The sequence below is a fragment of the Janthinobacterium sp. GW821-FHT03C10 genome (genome assembly GCF_059420865.1).
In genome coordinates, this window is the sequence record NZ_JBWKUN010000001.1 from 1283859 (window position 1) to 1303355 (window position 19497).

Here is a 19497-nt window from a genome sequence, read left to right on the forward strand (position 1 = left end):
AAAAAAAAAGCCCGCTGCGAGAGCGGGCTGAATCTATTTTCTTGGAGGAGAATAGAGGAGACAAGTGCATTATGCTGCATCGCGGCATATCCATCCAATTGATTGTTGGAATGATAGAAATACGCAAAACAGATAACTGATCGGGGCGAAAAAAAACCGGCTCCGCAAGGAACCGGCTTTTTACCGTGCAACAAGCTTACTTCGCTGCCGTCACCGGCGTCGCCTTGCCATCCGCGCCATACGGCAAGACCTTGGCCGCCATGCGGGTATCGGCCTTGATCAGCGCCACTTCGTCGGCCAGGATGCGCGCCGCTTCGTTCAGCAGCACGTCCTTGGCGCTCTTGGCGGCCGTTTCGGCGTCCAGTTCGGCACTCAGCGCGCGCTCGTCGCCCTGCAAGCCGTCGTCGGTGCGCAAGGCGCCCTTCACGGCGGCGATCTGCTTGGCCGTCTTGTTGGCCGCCTTCGCGCCCTTCAGCACGTCTTTCGGATCGGGAATCACCACCAGGTCGTCGGCCGGATTCGAAATCTGCGCGATCAGGCGTTTTTCACGGGCCTTGGCACGCGCTTCCTGGGCATCGCGCTCCTTGCGGCGCACGGTTTCATTGAGCGAAATCTGGTTTTCCTTGCGCTGCTTGACGACCAGGGCTATGTCATCGAGCAAGTACTGGAAATCCTTGTCCTTGGCCACGCGCGCTTCATGCTTCTTGTCCAGCAGCGGCACGATATCCTTCAGGTCGCCCGTCGGCATGTACGGTGCCGGCTTGATGGCCACCCATGGCAAGGCATTGTCATAGCTCGATTCGCCGAAGTTTTCCGTGTCCGACATGGCAGGCAACTTGATGTCGGGCGTGACGCCGCGCAACTGCGTGGTGCCGCCGTTGATGCGGAAGAACTGGGCGATGGTCATCTTCAGCTCGCCGAAGCGGGCTTTCTCGCTGCCGCCGAAACGGTCGAGGTTGAACAAGGTCTGCACGGTGCCCTTGCCGAAGCTGCCTTCGCCGATGATGACGCCACGGCCGTAATCCTGCACGGCGGCGGCGAAAATCTCGGACGCGGAAGCGGAACCACGGTTGATCAGCACGCCCATCGGACCATCCCAGGCCAGGCCCGCGTTGGTGTCGCTTTCCACGTCGACCTTGCCTTCGGCATTGCGCTGCATCACGACCGGGCCCTTGTCGATGAACAGGCCCGTCAGTTCGACGGCTTCGTTCAGCGAACCGCCGCCGTTGTTGCGCAAGTCGATCAGGACGTTGTCGACCTTGTCCTTCTTCAACTCGGCCAGCAAACGGCTGACGTCGCGCGTGGCGCTTTTAAAGTCCTTGTCGCCACGGCGGCGCGCTTCGAAGTCCTGGTAGAACGTCGGCAGGGCAATGACGCCGATGCGGCGCTTGACGCCGTTCTCGCGCACTTCGATGACCGATTTCTTCGCCGCCTGCTCTTCCATGCTGATTTTCTTGCGCACCAGCGGCAAGACCACGTGCTTGGCGTCCGGACCGGCGTCGGCCGGCAGGATGTCGAGGCGCACGACGGAATCCTTGGCGCCGCGGATCAGCTGCACCACGTCGTCGATGCGCATGCCCAGCACTTCGGTGATGGGGCCGCTTTCGCCCTGCCCCACGCCGACGATGCGGTCGCCCACTTTCAGCTTGCCCGACAGGCCGGCCGGGCTGCCAGGCACGACTTCGCGCACCACCGTGTATTCGTCGCGCGTCTGCAGCACGGCGCCGATGCCTTCCAGCGACAACCGCATGGCGATGTCGAAGTTGTCCGAGGCGCGCGGGCCCAGGTAATTGGTGTGCGGTTCGATCGACATGGCGTAGGCGTTCATGAAGATCTGGAACACGTCTTCGCTGTTGAGCTTGCGCGAACGGGTCGTGTAGCTTTCATAGCGCTTGTCCAGCGTCTCGCGGATCGCCTTGTCTTCCTTGCCCGCCAGTTTCAGGCGCAGCCAGTCGTTCTTGACGCGCTTGCGCCACAGGTCGCGCACTTCCTCGTCATTCTTCGGCCAGGCGGCCTTTTCGCGGTCGATCTGGTAGCTCTCGTCGGCGGCAAAGTCGAATTTGGTTTTCAGCAACTCACGCGCATACGCCATGCGCTCGTCGAAACGCTGCTGGTACAGATTGTAGATGGCGAACGGCGCCGTCAGGTCTTCATTGATGATGGCGTCGTCGAGCTTGGTGCGCAAGGGAGCGAAGCGGTCGATGTCGGCTTGCACGAAGAACAGTTTCTCCGCGTCCAGGGACTTGAAATAGCGGTCGAAGATTTTCTCCGACATGGCGTCGTCGAGCGGCATGGCCTTGTAATGGACGCGCGTCAATACGCGCGATGCCCACAAGGCGGCCTGCGTTTGCTGGGCCAGGGGCTTCATGGTGAGCGGAGGAGCGGCGCTCTTGTCCGTCTGGGCTGCGCCAGCATGGGCTGACAGGGCAAGCACCAGGGTGACCAGCATCATTTGCTTCTTCATCGGCTTCTCCGAAAATTAGTTAAATCAATTCCAGGCGGCGCAGCTACTCATGCGCCAGCCAGCAAGACAGTAAGGGGAATACACGACTGGTCTGCATATTATTCTACAGGATACGGCCTGGCAGTCTCCCATGGAAGATCAGTTTCTTCCTGGAAGCTTAAACGCGGATTAAAGGCCGCGTCTCATTCATTACAAAGTGAAACATTCGTGAGAAAAATCGCATCATTCAGCAGCGATGAATATCAACATGATCCATTGGAATACAAAAAGTCAATAGGCGAAAGCGGCAATCCTTGATCTCGATGATGTTTTTATGCGAAAAAAATGATTCCTGCGGGAAACACTTAGTAACAAATAGCAAGCGACATGCTATCATCGCGCCCTGAAATACAGCTTGCCTGCGCGCCGCTCCCACAGCCGGCGCGCCTCCGTTTCAACAGTACTCCCCACCAGATCCCCTCCCCGCGTGTCATGTCATGACCAGGAATGGCCGAGCTGATTACCCTTTGCCAGACTCACACTATGCCTACAATTTCCTTCTCCCCCCGCCACTGGAGTGTCGGCGGCAAGATCACCATTTTTACCTTTGCCCTGGTCAGCCTGATCCTCGCCAGCCTGACGACCTTGATCAGCATCCGCACCTCAAATGCCCTGGAACAGCGCGCCGAAGCGGCCGTCACCAGCGAGCTCAACAGCGTCATGACCACCACGGAAGTGTTTCACACGGCCATGGTCAACGAAGCGGCCAGCTTTGCGCGCCTGTTCGCGGCCGAGTTTCCCGGCCCGTTCACGGTCGACACGGGCGCCATGGTGGCCGTGGCCGGCAAGGCCACGCCGGCCCTGGCCAATGGCGGCAAGGTGCTCAACCTCGACACGGCCGTGGTCGACCGCTACACGGCGCAGACGGGCGTGATCGCCACCATCTTTGCCGCCAACGGCGATGAATTCGTGCGTATCAGCACGTCGCTGAAAAAACAGGACGGCGAACGCGCCATCGGCACCCAGCTCGACCACAACCACCCCAGCTACGCGCCGCTGCGCGCGGGCCAGCGTTTCGTCGGCATGGCAACCTTATTTGGCAAGCAATACATCACGCAGTACGACCCCGTGCGCGATGCGGCTGGCAAGGTGGTAGGCGTGCTGTTCATCGGCCTCGATATCAGCAAGAATCTGGCCATGCTGAAAGACAAGATTCGCCAGGTCAAGATCGGCCAGACGGGCTACATCTACATCCTCGATACGGCCCCCGGCGCCAACTACGGCCACATGGTGCTGCACCCGAACAGCGAAGGCAAGAGCGCGCTCGAGTTCAAGGCCAGCGACGGCCGCCTGTTCATCCAGGAAATGCTGGCGCAAAAAAACGGCGCCATGCGCTACACGTGGACGGCGCCCGGCGAAACGAGTGCCAGCGCGCGCGAAAAGCAGCTGTATTACCGTCAATTCAAGGATTGGCAATGGATCATCGCGGGCGGCACGTTCACGGACGAAATCACCTTGGAAGCGCGCCAGCTGCGCAACCAGCTGGCCATTTCCGGCTTCATCGCCCTGCTCGTCTTCGCCCTGCTGCTGTACTGGCTGGTACGCACCCTCGTCTCGCGCCCGCTGGCCGCCGCCGAAACGGCCGCCGCGCAAATCGCCGCCGGCGACCTGACGGTGCACCTCGATACCAGCAGCCTGGACGAAATCGGCCGCCTGCTGCGCGCCATGAACCGCATCAGCGACAACCTCTCGCAAGTGGTCGGCAAGGTACGCGGCAGCGCCGGACAGATCGCCACGGCCTCCGGTGAAATCGCCAGCGGCAACCTGGATTTGTCGAGCCGCACGGAGCAGCAAGCCAGTTCGCTGGAAGAAACGGCCGCCTCGATGGAGGAACTGAGCTCCACCGTGCGGCAGAACGTCGATCATGCGCAGCAAGCGAGCAAGCTGGCGCACGATTCGTCCAGCCTGGCAGCCGAAGGCGGCGCGGCCGTGGCGCAGGTGGCCAGCACCATGGACGCCATCCGCAGCTCGTCGGGCAAGATCGCCGACATCATCGGCGTCATCGACGGCATCGCCTTCCAGACGAATATCCTGGCCTTGAACGCGGCCGTGGAAGCGGCCAGGGCCGGCGAGCAGGGACGGGGCTTCGCCGTCGTCGCCACCGAGGTGCGCACCCTGGCGCAGCGTTCGACGGCCGCCGCGAAAGACATCAAGGACCTGATCCAGGCATCCGCCAGCACGGTGGACCTGGGCCACGCCCAGGTGAGCCAGGCCAGCGCCACCATGGACACCGTGGTGGCCAGCGTCCAGCAAGTGAGCACCATCATGGCCGAGATCGCGCAGGCGAGCGACGAGCAGCGCAGCGGCATCGAGCAAGTCAACCAGGCCATCGCCCAGATGGACCAGGTGACCCAGCAGAATGCGGCCCTGGTGGAAGAGGCGGCCGCGGCCGCCGACGCCCTGCAGGAGCAGGCGCAGGAGCTGAACCAAGTGGTGGGCGTGTTCAAGCTGTAATTCAAACGACAAACAACAGCCTGGTGCTAAGATGGGGACGAATCCACCTTGCCAGGAGACACGATGCACGACGACTATGTTTTAATTGCCCGGCTGATGATCCCCACGGATGCGCACGTCATCCGCGGCTGCCTGGCCGCCGCCGGCATCGACGTGCTGCTGACGGACGACCAGCATATGCAGGCCGACATGCTGCTGGCAGCCGCCATCGGCGGCGCCCGCGTGATGGTGCGCGAACACGACGTGGCGCGCGCCAATGACATCCTCGCCGCCTTCGAGCGGGGCGATCTGGCGCTGTCCGACGATGCGGACGTGGGCGCGCCGGAGGTGGAGTAGTATTTCCATTCAGCCACCTCTTTCCCGCGCTTCGCCCCCGCCATTTCCCTTGAAGCGTAGTTACTCCTCTCTCGCCATACATTCTTTCAATCGGCGCATATTCATGATCGGCTGAGATTGCATATCTGGCATTGCAGCATATACACTCATTGCTGTATTAATACACTGCCGGTTTTTATATGCTGGCCATTCGCACCATGGAGTTATCCTTCAACCTCTATGGCGAACCAGACATGAATATGCCTCGTTGACAATACGAGAAAACGCCAGCAATAAATCATTTGAATAAGTGCGCTGTCCACCGAAAACCTTGGCAGCATGATTCAAGAAGGGCTGGAGAAAATTTTGCAGAAAAAAGAATCAAAGTGGTTCGCCTGAATTAATTTCCGCAAGGCACGCGTCATCCACCTTCTCAGCGATAAGCTCCACATTGGAGATACTTCGATTCCGATTGAAGGGATATCAAACGTCTGTATTGAAAACCAAGGATGGCTACAATCGCTCCTCAAGTGCGAGACAATAACATTGTCATATGAACAGGATAAATGTGAGCTATTTGAATCTTTCACGATAGAAGCAGCAGGTACGCTGGAAGTCGCTAATACCATCAATGCTGCGACAGCTCACCTCATCGATCTGAAACTGTCCAGTATCGAACGCTATACAAGCGCAGCGGAAGAAAGAAGGTCCTTGCTCTATCAACCGCATGCGTATATCCGCCATTCCGTCGCCACCCGATTTGCCAAGCTAGAAAGGCCCATGTTCAAGATAAGCTGTATGCAGGTAGCTTCGCTGCTCAAGCTGCGCATATCAACCGACAAACAACGCCTGTGTGCTCGTGCCCTGCACCATCGTCTGGCTAGCCTCGCTCCCTTTGTCGAATCACCCCAACAAACTCAAGAAGCACACAATACGCTATACAAGGCATATTGGAGAGCATCAGAAGCAGCCTATTTTCACAATGTGGAAAGTTGTGCCTTAACTGAAGAACAGATCGATACTGCGCTCACATTTGAGGACGCTACACTGGTTATCGCCGCAGCCGGCTCTGGAAAAAGCTCTTGTATTGTTGGAAAAATTGGCTTTGCCCTCAAGAGCGGAATGTTTCAGGATCATGAAATTATTGCGCTGGCATACAACAAGGAAGCAGCAAACGGCCTCAAGAAAAGGCTCAAGGAAAAACTTAGCAAAGCTTTGGGACGCCCCGTTTCTGTGGCATCGAAGACTTTCCATAGCTTTGGCTTATCCATTTTGACAGAGCATTATGGCGCCACGTACACACCCAAAGTCCTGAAAGAAGACGACGGCGAAGAAGGCCGGCTAATGAAATCCGTCATTCATAATTTGCTAGATACGAATGAAAGTTTTCAACAAGCATTAACTTTATGGTTCAGTCTCTTCCCTTGTGACGACCCAAACCCCATAGGGGCAAGCGGCGATTTGGATGAGTGTGAAAAGCGCTACGAGGAATGCTGCAGAGAACGTCTGCGGCTACGCCGTGATCCGAAGAGAAAACCATGGGAAGCGAGCATTCCAACTTTCAGCCAGTCAATTTATGTTCGATCGCTGGAAGAACGCGCAATCGCAAATTGGCTGATTTTACGCGGCGTGGTCTTTGAATACGAGCGCCCAGATTGGGCCGGAGCGAAGCGCTTGGGACTTGGCAACTACGCGAGCGGCAAGAGCAAACCTTACAATCCGGATTTTAGCTATCTTTACCAAGAACGTCTGCCCGGTGGACGCATGCGTACCGTGAGAGTCATCCATGAGCATTTCGCACTGAATGAGCACGGAAAAGCCCCTGAATGGATGGGAGGAAGCAAATATGAGGAGCGTGCAGCACAGAAGCGCGCCATGTATCAGAAATGGATGGGAGAAGCGGAAAATTCGGCTGAGCGCATCGTGTATTTCGAGACCACCAGTGCCCAGGTGCGCAACGGTTCCATTTGGTTACATCTACAGAAAAACCTTCAAGCGGCCGGTGTAAAAATCGGCAACTCTGATCAGAATATTCTGGCCTGCGCATTGCAGCAGTTTCGCGAAGCCAGCTATCTTGAGCAGTTGTTAATCAACTTTGTACTGTTATTTAAAAACTCAGGATATACCGAACAGCACGTCCGCGAAGCCGCTAGCGGATCGGTCAACCCAGCCCGTGCAGAACTATTTCTTGATGTTGCCATTCTGATATATCACGGGTATCAGGAAGCGCTTAAAGAAGCGGGCAAGATCGACTATGCCGACATGCTGCGTGATGCCATAAACGTCCTAGTGACCGGCAACGTTGCGTCGCCATTTCGATTCGTGTTGGTGGATGAGTTTCAAGACATCAGTCATTTGAAAGGCGACTTGGTAAAAAGCATTTTGAACCAGTCTCCACAGGAATCCATCGTTTTTTGCGTCGGCGACGACTGGCAATCGATTAATCGTTTCTCCGGATCAGACATCGATATCTTTAACAATGTGGACCATTACCTTGGCAGGCACACCAGCAGGCTCAAGCTCTCCAGGACTTTCCGCTGTGCGCAAGGTATCGCTGATGTCTCCCGGGCACTGGTCATGCAAAACTCCCGGCAATCGACAAAAGAAGTCTACGCTAACGCATCGCCATTTTCCAGTTGCGTGAGAGTCGTGCATCATCCTGACAGCGCAGAAAACAGGCGGCAAGTCTTACAGGAGGAACTGGAGCATATGTACGCACTTGGTCGTCGACTTGATATCGCCTGTCCCAGCGTTCAAATTCTGCGGCGCACAAAAAAGGATTCCACGACAACTGAAGGCCTCACGACCGCCTATCTGCATACGCTCAAGTCTCAATATGCGGGCAGACTATCGATTGAATTCAATTCCGTGCATGCGGCAAAAGGTTCTGAAGCGGATTTCGTCATACTTCCCGGCCTGGACTCTGGATTTAGAGGATTTCCAGATGACCGCCCGGCAGAACCTTTGCTGGATCTGGTACTGCCGCCACTCGGCGATAACGTAGAGGAGGAACGCCGGTTGCTTTACGTTGGCCTGACCCGCGCACGCCATGCAGTCAGTATGCTGACGGCGACAAGCAGGCCGAGCGAGTTTGTGCTGGAGTTAGATAATCTACGCATCCAGCACCAAACGGTCGAGTGGATTGAGCATGAACAGGCAAGAATTCCTTGCCCGCGATGTCATCGTGGCTCGCTTGTCAAAGCTCCCAAGTCTGCATTCAGAATTTGCAGCAAATCGAATTCGTGCGGCTATCGAGAAAAAGATCAAGTTCGAGCGGCCGAGAAACCATCGAATATGGAGACTGTTGGCTAGCGATGTGACGGGACGCTATGCAAGCAGCGTCAACCCGCGTAGAAACAGCGTCCGCAAGCCTGGCGGTAACTCTCGTTGCCGCCTATGCTGATCTGCTCGCCTTCCTTGATGCGGCGGCCCTGCTCGTCCACGCGGATGTTCATCGTGGCCTTCTTGCCGCACGTACAAATATTCTTCAATTCCTCGATATCGTCGGCCAGCGCCAGCAGGTAGGCCGAGCCGGGGAATGGTTCGCCCTTGAAATCCGTGCGCAAGCCGTAGCAGATGACGGGCACGCCCTTCACTTGCGCCAGCTGGTGCAGCTGCTGCACCTGGGCCGTGCTGAGAAATTGCGCCTCATCCACCAGCAAACAGGCCACCCGGGGAATATCGTCGAGGAAATTCGTGTCGGCATGGAAGATATCGACCTGGCGCTGCGGGCCCAGGCGCGAGGTGACCCGGCCCACGCCGTAGCGGCTGTCGATGGCGGCCGTGTACAGGCGCACCTGCTGGCCCTGCTCTTCGTAGTTGTGCGCGACCTGCAACAAGGCCGTCGACTTGCCCGCGTTCATCGCGGAATACCGGAAATAAAGTTTTGCCACTGCCGCCTGCCCTGTTCGTCTGGTTTTTCAAAGATACTGTTCAGTACCTTTTCGAGGCGTGATTATAAATCGCAATGGCGGGCTTGCGGCAGCTTAATAAGCATGCCATTGGCGCGGCAAGCGGGCAAAAAACGGCGCATACTCGCATCGCACACCTTGCCGCCGTTATGCGCAGCGCGCATATGCAAGCATATAAACATTCGTTCGCCGCACTCATCCACCCGCCTACACTGCGCGGCACGGAAGGCGGCTCGGGACACAATCCTGAGCGGCTGTTTCTTTGACAGGAGCCACCATGAATGATCGAATGCCATCCCCCTCCCAGCCGCCGGCGCTATACAAGCTGATCGGCAACACCCCGCTGGTCGAAGTGACCAGACTGGACACCGGACCGTGCCAGCTGTTCCTGAAACTGGAATCGCAAAATCCCGGCGGTTCCATCAAGGACCGCATCGGCCTGTCCATCATCGAAGCGGCCGAAGCGGACGGCCGCCTGCGGCCGGGCGGCACCATCGTCGAGGCCACCGCCGGCAATACCGGCATCGGCCTGGCCCTGGTGGGCCGCATCAAGGGCTACCGCGTGATTCTCGTCGTGCCCGACAAGATGTCGATGGAAAAAGTGCTGCATTTGAAGGCGCTGGGCGCCGAAGTGCACACCACGCGCTCGGACGTGGGCAAGGGCCATCCCGAGTACTACCAGGACTACGCGGCACGCCTGGCGCGCGAACTGCCGGGCGCCTTCTTCGCCGACCAGTTCAACAATCTCGCCAACCCGCTGGCCCACGAAACGACGACGGCTCCCGAAATCTGGGAGCAAACTGGCCATGACGTCGACGCCATCGTCGTCGGCGTCGGCTCGTCCGGCACCTTGACGGGCCTGACGCGCTACTTCCGCAAGGCGCAGCCGAAGCTCGAATTCGTGCTGGCCGACCCGCAAGGCTCCATCCTCACGCAATACATCGACACGGGCAAAGTCAGCGACACGAGCGGCTCGTGGGCCGTCGAAGGCATCGGCGAAGATTTCATCCCGGCCATCGCCGACATGGACAGCGTCACGAAAGCCTACACCATCACGGACCAGGAAAGTTTTGATTCCGCGCGCGCCCTGCTGCGCGCCGAAGGTATTTTAGGCGGTTCGTCCACGGGCACCCTGCTGTCCGCCGCCCTCAAATACTGCCGCGAACAGACGACGCCCAAGCGCGTCGTCACCTTTGTCTGCGATACGGGCACGCGCTACCTGTCGAAGGTGTACAACGATGGCTGGATGCGCGACCAGGGTTTGCTGCAGCGCGCGCGCTCGGGCGACTTGCGCGACCTGATCGGGCGCCGCTACGACGAGGGCGACGTCGTCAGCGTGGCGCCGGGCGACACCCTGCTCACGGCCTTCAACCGCATGCGCGCCAGTGACCTGGCGCAGCTGCCCGTCATCGACGGCGGCAAACTGGTCGGCATTATCGACGAATCGGACTTGCTGCTGCACGTCTCGGGCGACGCCGCGCATTTCGCGGGTCTGGTGGGCGCCACCATGACGACGCAGATCGAAACCCTGGCGCCATCGAGCGGCTTGCCCGCCCTGCGCGCCACGCTGGACCGGGGCCTGACGGCCGTCGTCGCCGACGATAGCGCCTTCTATGGCCTGATCACCCGCTTCGACCTTCTCAACCACTTACGCAGGACTTTATCTTGAGCCAAGACATCCCCCGCAAGAGCCATCTGGCCACCCGCGTCATCCACGCCGGCCAGTCACCCGACCCGTCGACGGGCGCCATCATGCCGCCCATTTACGCCACCTCCACCTTCGTGCAGGACAGCCCCGGCGTGCACAAGGGCCTCGACTACGGCCGCTCGCACAATCCCACGCGCTGGGCGCTCGAGCGCTGCGTGGCCGACCTGGAAGGCGGCAGCGCCGCGTTCGCGTTCGCCTCGGGCCTGGCCGCCATCTCGTCCGTGCTGGAATTGCTGGACGCGGGCAGCCAAATCGTCGCCGGCGACGACATGTACGGCGGCACGTATCGACTGTTTGAGCGCGTGCGCCGCCGCTCCGCCGGCCACGCATTCACGTACGTCGACCTGACGAATCCGGAAAACCTGCTGGCCGCGCTGCGCCCGGAAACGAAGATGGTGTGGGTCGAGACGCCGACCAACCCGATGCTGAAACTGGCCGATTTGCGCGCGATCGCCGACATCTGCCGCGAGCGGGGCATCATCGCCGTGGCCGACAATACCTTTGCCAGTCCGCTGGTGCAGCGCCCCCTGGAACACGGTTTCGACATCGTCGTGCACTCGACCACCAAGTATTTGAACGGCCACTCGGACATCATCGGCGGCATCGCCATCGTCGGCGCGGAAGAGCGCCAGGCCGAATGGCGCGAGCAGCTGGGCTTTTTGCAAAACTCGGTGGGGGCAATTGCCGGGCCGTTCGACAGCTTCCTCGCCTTGCGCGGCGTGAAAACCCTGGCCATCCGCATGCAGCGCCATTGCGCAAGCGCCCTGGCGCTGGCGCAGTGGCTGGAACAGCAGAAAGAAGTCAAACACGTGTTTTATCCGGGCCTGGCATCGCACCCGCAGCACGCGCTGGCGCAGCGCCAGATGGATGGTTTCGGCGGCATCATCTCGATCGACCTCGATACGGACCTGGCGGGCGCGCGCCGCTTCCTCGAATGCTGCGAAGTATTCGCCCTGGCCGAAAGCCTGGGCGGCGTGGAAAGCCTGATCGAGCACCCCGCCCTGATGACGCATGCCAGCATTCCCGCCGAACAGCGGGCCAAGCTGGGCATCGGCGACGGCTTGATCCGCCTGTCGGTGGGGATCGAGGATATCGAGGATTTGCGCCACGATTTGCGCACGGCGCTCGACGCGATTTGAGGGAAGAGGTGTCGGATTACGCTGCGCTAATCCGACCTACGGCATACTGAGGACGGTAGGTCGGATTAGCCCGCAAGGGCGTAATCCGACACACCACAAACCTCACTCCCCCGGCCGGTACCGGCGCTCCAGGTGCTGTTCCACCTGATCCGGATAAAACAGCACTTCCTTGAACTCGCCCCGCGCATACATGGCCGCCTGGTCCTGGAAATGCGGCGACTTCGGGTCGCCGCTCTGGCCGCCCGCGAGGATGCTCTTCGCCCTGATGCGCGGACCGAATTCCACGGCCGCGACAAAGCTGTTGCCGCGTTCGCCGTATATCCTGCGGGTCGTGCTCTTGCTGCTCTGTCCATACGCGGCCAGCGCGCCCCAGTTGCCCGACGCGTAAGGCACGGGCAAGCTGGCTTGCGCATCGTCGAACGGCTGCACCACGTCGCCCGTCAGGCGCTGGAAGCGGTTGATCTCGCCCCACGGCGTTTGCCAGTGGCCGAAATCGCGCTGCAGTTTGTCCGCCGCCGTCGCCAGCGCCGCCAGGCGCTGTTCGCCATGCACCTTGTCCGTCGCCATGAAGTCGACCACGGGCACGCCCTGCTCGCGCGCCTGCTTGCCCGTCAATTCCGCCAGTTCCTGGCCCCAGAACACGGCCAGGGACGTAGCCGTGGATGTCAGCGAATAGCGCCAGTCCCAGGCCCGCAGCAAGGCGATCTTGTCGGCCAGCGCCCGCTGTTGCGCGGCGCCGGCCGGCAGCGCATCGTAGGCCGTGAACAACGGTGGCAGCAGCGCCTCGAACGCCGTCAGTTCGCTGTCGTAGGACGCGGCGATCAGGCTGTCGAGCGTGAAACCGGTCTTGTTCTGGAAGACCTTGACGGCATGCAGGCCGCGCGCGTTTTCACCATACACGGACATGTAGGCGGGATAATCCTGCCGGCGCGGGCTGTTGGCGCCGGCCGCCGAATACGGCCAGTTGTTCGTATTCTGGATCCAGCCATTCTTCGGATTGAACAGGGTAATGGTTTGCGCCACCGTGTGGAGCCCTTTCCATTCCGTGGCCGGATCGCTGCCGTCGACGGGCTGCTTCCAGTTGAAGCGCGGGTCGCGCACGGGGATGAAATTGCCGTGGAAGTAGGCGATATTGCCGTCCGCATCCGCGTACACCGTGTTGTTCGACGAATTCGTGCGCAGTTCCATCGTCTTGTAGAAGGCCGCGTAATCGCGCGCCTTGGTGCGCGTGTACGACTGCATGAGCGCCTTCAAGGGCGAGTGCATCAAACGCACGGCCACCCATTTACCATCCTGCGCGCGCACGATGGGGCCATGGTGGCTGTAGTAGACGGTGATGGTTGTCGATCCCATGCGGCCATCGGCCAGTTTATAGGGCAAGGTGATCGGCACGGCTTTCAGGTGCCGCAGCCCGCCGTCATAACGGTAGTACCAAGCGCCATCGTGGTCGACGATGCTTTCCAGGTATTCGTCGATGACGTCGCCGCCGCCCGAGGTATGCATCCAGCCCAGGCGCTCATTGAAACCCTGGTAGACGAAGAACTGGCCCCAGGTGACGGCACCATACGCGTTCAGGCCTTCGCCGCTGGTCATCTGCACTTCGGGACGGAAGTAGAACGAGGTGTGCGGGTTGATCATCAGCAGCGCATGGCCGTTTTTGGTAATCGCGGGCGCGATGGCGAAGCCGTTCGAGCCGCTCGGCTCCGGGTCCAATCCAGTATCAACGCTGGCCAGCGCCACGGCGGCGGGCCTGGCCTGCTGGCCGTAGAACGCTTCGAGCTGCGCCAGGTTGACCGATTCGATATCGCCGCCGATGCTGCCCTCGCTGAAACTCAAGGCCATCCACGGTTCGAAATGCGCGATCAGCCGTGGTTTCACGTGCGGATGCGTGGCCAGGTAAAAATTCAGGCCGTCGGCAAACGCATCCATCAGCTTGCGCAGCCACGGCGGGCTGGCGCGGTACTGCGCCTGCAGCTCAAGCGGATCGATGAAGAGCTTCATGCGCAGGTCGCGGTACAGCTCCCGCTCGCCCTCCACTTCCGCCAGCCGCCCCATGGCATTGATGTAATTGAGTTCCACGCGGGGAAAATCGTCCTCGGCCTGCGCATACATCAGGCCGAAGACGGCATCGGCATCCGTCTTGCCCGTCACATGGGGCACGCCCCACGTGTCGCGCGCGATGCTGACGTTGGCGGCCTGCGCCTGCCAGCGGGCCATGTCGGCAGCGGAAACGGCGGGCGCCGCCAACACGGGAGGTACGGCAACGGCGCCGCAGGCGATGGCGGCGAACAGGGCACGGCGAGCTGGCATGAACTACTCCAATAGTCAGGATGCGTCGATCAGCGTGGCGATACGCTGGTTGAGTTCCACATTTTCCGCCTGCAGCAGCGCCACTTTCTGCTTCAAACTGGCGATCTCGCCGCGCAGGCGTTCCGTTTCGGACGGCGCCTGGGCCGCGTTTTCCGCCCACGGCTCGTTGCCCGTCTCGGGCGTATCCTGCGACACGTGCGGCGCCTTCGGCTCGCGCGGCGTGCGCGTGGCGGCGCGCTGTTCGCGGATTTCCTTGGCCGCCTGGCGTAATAATTTTTTGCCGCCGGCGACGGCCGCCACCTGCTCTTCCGGCGGCAGCGATGCCACGGTGGCCGCCGCATTGATCGAGATCGTGCCCGAACGGACGGCTTCCACCAGTTCCGGCGAGGCCGCCTTCTGGATCTTCTCGATCTGGCTGATCTGGTTGCTGCTCAATCTGGCCGCCTTGGCCACCTCTTCGCGCGTGCTCATGGGGGGCTTGGGCGCGTTTTCGCCATCGGGAGCGTCTGCCGCGCTGACCGGCGCCGGGCTGCGCGCGGCGACGATTTCCTTCTTGCGCAAGGCCAGCACGCCGCGCTGGAAGTCCGACACGCTGCGGCGCGCCAGGTGATTGTCGATCATCCACAGCATGACGTCGTCGAGCGAGGTAAAGCTGGTGTTCTGGATGGTCTTGAATTCGATGCCGTGCTGGCGGCAGATGGCGTAACGGTTATGCCCGTCGATCAGCACGTCGTTCCACAGCACCAGCGCGTCGCGGCAGCCCTCGGCCAGCAGGCTGCGCTCGAGCGCCGCGTACTCGCTGGCGGTGAGCGGGTCGATATACGACTGCAGCACCTGATTGATAGTGATATTCATGGTTGTCCTCAATATTGCGGCGCGATGGTCCGCGCCGGCACGAATGCTACACCATCCGCCGCCCCTGGCCGGGTAAAATCACGGCGGCACAGCTCATACAAAAACACGGACCATGAAAAGAAAGTACGCCACCGCGATCATTTTTGCCGTTGCCGCCGTCGGCTTCACCTGGGTCAGCCCCTACATCGCCATGTACCGCATCAGCATCGCGGCGAAATCCGTGCGCCTGGAAACCCTGGCGCAGCAGGCCGACCTGCCCGCCATCCGCGCCAGCGTGGCGCGCCAGCTGCGGGGGGCGGGCGAAACGGCCAGCGCAGACGATTTCAAGGAAATGCTCGACGCCATCGTCTCGCCGCCCGGCATCACGGTATTGATCCTGCACGGCAAGCAGGGGACGGACGGCAAGCGCCACGACTTCGGCATGGCGTACCGCTCGTGGAATGAGGTGGTGCTGCGGCGCGCCGGCGCCGGCCCCGCCGCCAGCCAGTTTCTGCTGCGCCGCCACGGCATCTGGGACTGGAAACTGATGGACATTACCCTGCCGCCGGAATTACTCTAAAGAAACTTGATCTAAAACAACACTTACCTAAACCGCTATATTGATTTTTGGAAATATTATGTAGAATACCAACGCTTCAGGCGCACCGGGTCGCCAGGCATCCGAGAGATTGCACGATGAAAAAAATGATGCTTCTCGCTGTAATGGCACTGGTCGCGCTGGCCGGCGTCTTCTATGGCGGCCCGTATTTCACGATGAACAAGATCCGCACGGCCACCATGGACGAGGATACGCAGGCGCTGGCCGCGCAGATCGACCTGGCCCAGTTGCGCGGCAGCCTGGGGCAGCAGCTGCATACCCTGTTCTCGGCGCCGGAAGTGGCCGACGACATCAGCCCCGACGTCATCGATCCCTTGCTCGACACCATGCTGATGCCCGAAGGCATCGTCGCCTTGATGAAGCTCAATGACCGCTACGAAAAACCGATCGCCAAGGTCAGCGACATCAGCGGCCGCAAACGCAACCCCAAGCCCGACTACAAACTGCGCTACACCTCCTGGAACAGCGTCGTGGTCCAGCGCGCCCACAGCAAGAGCCATATCGGCGAACTGACCCTGACGCGCGACGGCCTGTGGCGCTGGAAACTGGTGTCGGTGGCTCTGCCGAAGAACCTGCTGGCCGACGCGTAACACGCCGGCCATCGTATCGGCAAACCAGCGGCTATCCGGCACTGGACACTGCTATCATCGGGTTTTGATTTCCATCGGAGGCAGCATGTCGGACCTGGTACAACACGCACTGGCCCACGCGGGCAAACCGGCCACCACGCCGTGGGTGGTGACCCTGATCAGCGGTGAAAAACTCACCGGCCCCATTTCCCCGCTCAGCGACGGCTGCTACGCCATCGGCCTGGGACAAATCAAGTACTTTTCCAGCGACAAGGTCGCCTGCCTGAACGTCTCGGGCGCGGGCGCATTTCCCATCTGACGGCCATGGCAATGGACGACGCGCAGGACAGCGCGCAAGATAGCCTGGCGGCGCAGCTGCAGGCGCTGGAAGCGGCGCTGCAAAGCCAGGCGGTGCGCGCCGACAGGGCCAGGCTGGCGGCCCTGCTGGCCGACGACTTCGTCGAGTTCGGCAGTTCGGGCAATCTCTGGACGCGCGCGGCAACCCTGGCGGACTTGCCGGCGGAAGACTTTTGCCCACGCAGCATCTGCGATTTCCAGGCCCGCCTGCTGGCCGACGATGTTGCCTTGGTTACCTACCGCTCACAGCGCCACGCCAGCGGCGCCCTGCCCGCCAGCGCCAGCTTGCGCAGTTCGCTGTGGAAATGGCGCGATAGCCGCTGGCAAATGTTTTTTCACCAGGGCACGCCGATTCCCGGCTGATCCCCTCCCCCGGACGCTTGTTCCCGCGCCCGATCCTGCGGCGCGGAAACAAGCGTCCGTGCAGAAAAGTTGTTTTTTGGCACGCAAAATCTGATTGATTTACTGAATTTTCTGTGCCACAATGATTTTAATAAATAAAACAAATAAATTATTGAAATCGGTTTTTAAAGTAAAACGATCCTCACACCACGAATCCGTGTTTTGGATAGAGAAGCACTGCGTAGGGCACGGCCCGCTGTCAGGCAAACTCCTGTCACCTGTCCACGCAAGCCCCCTTTCTAATCGTCACCACGTATCTTGGGAGAGACATCATGGATAAATTCACCGTTCGCACCCAGCTGACTCTGGCTTTCGGCCTGCTGGTCTTTTTCCTCATCGGCATATCGGTTCTGTCCGTGCGGACCTTTTCCAACTTCAACGCCAGTTTTGACCAGTATGTCAACGGCATCACCGCCCGCGCCAATATGGCGCACCGCGTGCGTGACGCGATCGACATGCGTGCCGTGGCGGCCAGGAACCTGGTGCTCGTCACCAAGCCGGAAGACCTGGAGATCGAACGCAAACACGTCTTGCAGGCCCACGCCGATGTCGTCAAGAACATGCAGCATCTGCTGCAGCTGGCACAGCAGCCGGAAGTATCGGACGAGGTGCGCGGCGTCATCAACAAGATCGACGACATCGAGAAACGCTATGCCCCCGTGGCGCTGGCCATCGTGGACCTGGCGCTGCAAAAGAAAACCGAGCAGGCCATCGCCAAGATGAACGAGGAATGCCGTCCGCTGCTGGCCGCCCTCGTCGCCGCCAGCGATGAATATTTCGCCCTGACGGACCAGCGTTCCGCCGTCATCCTGCAGGAAGACAATGCGCAGTACCTGCTCAACCGCAATATCCTCATCGGCGCCAGCTTGCTGTCCATCGTGCTGGCGGCCCTGGCGGGCTGGCTCATCACGCGCAGCCTGCTCAAGGCGCTGGGCGCCGAACCGAAGCAGCTGTGCGACGCCGTCAGCCTGCTGGCCGGCGGCGACCTGACCGGCAAACTCAGCGTTGCACCGCACGATACCGCCAGCGTGCTGTCGGCGCTGCAGCGCATGCAGGTGTCGCTCACCTCGGTGGTGTCCTCCGTGCGCCAGGATTCCGACACGGTCGCCCTTGCCGCCGAGGAAATTTCCACCGGCAACAGCGACCTGTCCTTGCGCACGGAACAGCAAGCCAGTTCACTGGAAGAAACTGCTTCCTCGATGGAAGAACTCACCAGCACCGTACGCAAGAATGCGGAAAACGCCCGCGAAGCCAATGTGCTGGCCACAACGGCATCGGACGTCGCCAGCAAGGGCGGCGCCGTGGTGGGGCAAGTGATGGGCACCATGGATCTGATCAGCGAATCGTCGCGCAAGATTGTCGACATCATCAGCGTCATCGACGGCATCGCCTTCCAGACCAATATCCTGGCCCTGAATGCCGCCGTGGAAGCGGCGCGTGCCGGCGAACAGGGCCGCGGCTTCGCCGTCGTGGCGACCGAAGTGCGCGGCCTGGCGCAGCGCAGCGCCAGCGCGGCCAAGGAAATCAAGACCCTGATCGACGACTCCGTCAGCCGCGTCGATGCGGGCGCCAGGCTGGCGGCGCAGGCGGGCACGACGATGTCGGAAGTGGTCGCCAGCGTCGCCCGCGTCAGCAACATCATCGCTGACATCACGATGGCCAGCCAGGAACAGTCCACCGGCATCGAGCAGATTAATCAGGCGGTGGCCCAGATGGACAGCGTCACGCAGCAGAACGCCTCGCTGGTGGAAGAAGCGGCGGCGGCGGCCGAATCTCTGCGCGACCAGGCCAGCCACCTGGTGCAAACCGTGAGCATCTTCAAGACGCACGACAGCCATGTGGCGGCGCACGCGCCAGCCCCCGCACGCGCCAGCGCCAAGCCGCTGCGCCTGGTACCGGCGCCCGCCAGCAGCCCCGCCAAGCGCCAGGCCGCGCCCGCGAAACAGCGCGCGGTGCAAGCGGAAGCCGTGACGGCCGGCGATTGGGAAGAGTTTTAAGCAGATAGAGGCATGCAGCCACGCATGCCCCGCTTCAACCGCGCAGGGGAGAGCCGCAGCCGGCCTCCCCTGTCGCGTTGCAACAACACACCGCTCGCATAAAAAATCCGCGGCAACTGTTGTATTTCTGGCCTCCGGATCCCGGTACTACGCCAAAACGGCGCACGTTTTTTTGCGCAGCCGCAGGAAAACCCAGCGTCCTGCCCCACCTCTTTTGCTCCCGCACAGGCCTGCCGGCACCTCACTATGCACCCGCCGGATATTGACGACAAATACGATTTTATTCGCGTATTGAGTCGAAACAGATATGAATGGCGGCAGCTGGAAAATGGCATGAATACTAAAACTTCCCGTGCTAGCATGATTTTTCGTCTAGCGG

General features: G+C 60.5%; 14 protein-coding genes. 10 read left to right on the plus strand and 4 right to left on the minus strand.

Annotation, left to right across the window (positions count from 1 at the left end):
- Window positions 1-196: 196 nt before the first annotated feature.
- Window positions 197-2464, minus strand: coding sequence for a carboxy terminal-processing peptidase (locus AC07VH_RS05470; protein ID WP_494787049.1), 2268 nt, complete (start codon window positions 2462-2464; stop codon window positions 197-199).
- Window positions 2465-2986: 522 nt separating this feature from the next.
- Between AC07VH_RS05470 and AC07VH_RS05475 the strand changes: the two genes are divergently transcribed.
- The 3 genes from AC07VH_RS05475 (at window position 2987) to AC07VH_RS05485 (ending at window position 8584) form a co-directional block, all read left to right on the plus strand.
- Entirely contained in the window at window positions 2987-4957 is a 1971-nt protein-coding gene (locus tag AC07VH_RS05475; RefSeq protein WP_494787050.1) for a methyl-accepting chemotaxis protein, read from the plus strand.
- Window positions 4958-5020: 63 nt separating this feature from the next.
- Window positions 5021-5293, plus strand: coding sequence for a putative signal transducing protein (locus AC07VH_RS05480; protein WP_494787051.1), 273 nt, complete (start codon window positions 5021-5023; stop codon window positions 5291-5293).
- 525 nt (window positions 5294-5818) lie between these two features.
- A complete protein-coding gene (locus AC07VH_RS05485) occupies window positions 5819-8584 on the plus strand; it encodes a UvrD-helicase domain-containing protein (RefSeq protein WP_494787052.1) in 2766 nt (921 codons plus the stop codon).
- Between the two features lie 29 nt (window positions 8585-8613).
- Here AC07VH_RS05485 and AC07VH_RS05490 read toward each other — a convergent pair whose 3' ends face one another.
- A complete protein-coding gene (locus AC07VH_RS05490; RefSeq protein WP_489630622.1) occupies window positions 8614-9165 on the minus strand; it encodes a thymidine kinase in 552 nt (183 codons plus the stop codon).
- 295 nt (window positions 9166-9460) lie between these two features.
- On the opposite strand from AC07VH_RS05490, the gene AC07VH_RS05495 reads away from it, so the two are divergent.
- Window positions 9461-10852 carry a pyridoxal-phosphate dependent enzyme gene (locus AC07VH_RS05495; RefSeq protein ID WP_494787053.1) on the plus strand — a complete coding sequence of 464 codons (1392 nt, stop codon included), beginning with the start codon at window positions 9461-9463 and terminating at the stop codon, window positions 10850-10852.
- On the plus strand, window positions 10849-12030 hold the full coding sequence (locus tag AC07VH_RS05500) for a trans-sulfuration enzyme family protein (protein WP_494787054.1): 1182 nt from the start codon (window positions 10849-10851) through the stop codon (window positions 12028-12030). The genes AC07VH_RS05495 and AC07VH_RS05500 overlap by 4 nt, the downstream gene beginning before the upstream one ends.
- A 102-nt stretch (window positions 12031-12132) precedes the next feature.
- Here AC07VH_RS05500 and AC07VH_RS05505 read toward each other — a convergent pair whose 3' ends face one another.
- Both AC07VH_RS05505 and AC07VH_RS05510 read right to left on the minus strand, forming a co-directional pair.
- Complete coding sequence (locus tag AC07VH_RS05505; protein WP_494787055.1) at window positions 12133-14340, minus strand: penicillin acylase family protein; 2208 nt, start codon at window positions 14338-14340, stop codon at window positions 12133-12135.
- A 15-nt stretch (window positions 14341-14355) separates the two neighbouring features.
- The gene (locus tag AC07VH_RS05510; RefSeq protein WP_494787056.1) at window positions 14356-15195 is read right to left on the minus strand and encodes a hypothetical protein; all 840 of its coding nucleotides are present in this window, start codon (window positions 15193-15195) and stop codon (window positions 14356-14358) included.
- A 112-nt stretch (window positions 15196-15307) separates the two neighbouring features.
- Between AC07VH_RS05510 and AC07VH_RS05515 the strand changes: the two genes are divergently transcribed.
- The 5 genes from AC07VH_RS05515 to AC07VH_RS05535 all read left to right on the plus strand — a co-directional run bounded on the left by AC07VH_RS05515 (window position 15308) and on the right by AC07VH_RS05535 (window position 19118).
- Window positions 15308-15754 carry a DUF2939 domain-containing protein gene (locus tag AC07VH_RS05515; RefSeq protein WP_494787057.1) on the plus strand — a complete coding sequence of 149 codons (447 nt, stop codon included), beginning with the start codon at window positions 15308-15310 and terminating at the stop codon, window positions 15752-15754.
- A 125-nt stretch (window positions 15755-15879) separates the two neighbouring features.
- Complete coding sequence (locus tag AC07VH_RS05520; RefSeq protein ID WP_494787058.1) at window positions 15880-16383, plus strand: DUF2939 domain-containing protein; 504 nt, start codon at window positions 15880-15882, stop codon at window positions 16381-16383.
- Between the two features lie 85 nt (window positions 16384-16468).
- On the plus strand, window positions 16469-16681 hold the full coding sequence (locus AC07VH_RS05525; RefSeq protein WP_010399127.1) for a hypothetical protein: 213 nt from the start codon (window positions 16469-16471) through the stop codon (window positions 16679-16681).
- A 5-nt stretch (window positions 16682-16686) separates the two neighbouring features.
- Window positions 16687-17082 carry a nuclear transport factor 2 family protein gene (locus AC07VH_RS05530; RefSeq protein ID WP_475414428.1) on the plus strand — a complete coding sequence of 132 codons (396 nt, stop codon included), beginning with the start codon at window positions 16687-16689 and terminating at the stop codon, window positions 17080-17082.
- 311 nt (window positions 17083-17393) lie between these two features.
- Window positions 17394-19118 (plus strand): methyl-accepting chemotaxis protein, encoded by a 1725-nt coding sequence (locus AC07VH_RS05535; protein ID WP_494787059.1) that lies wholly within the window; start codon window positions 17394-17396, stop codon window positions 19116-19118.
- Window positions 19119-19497 lie beyond the last annotated feature (379 nt).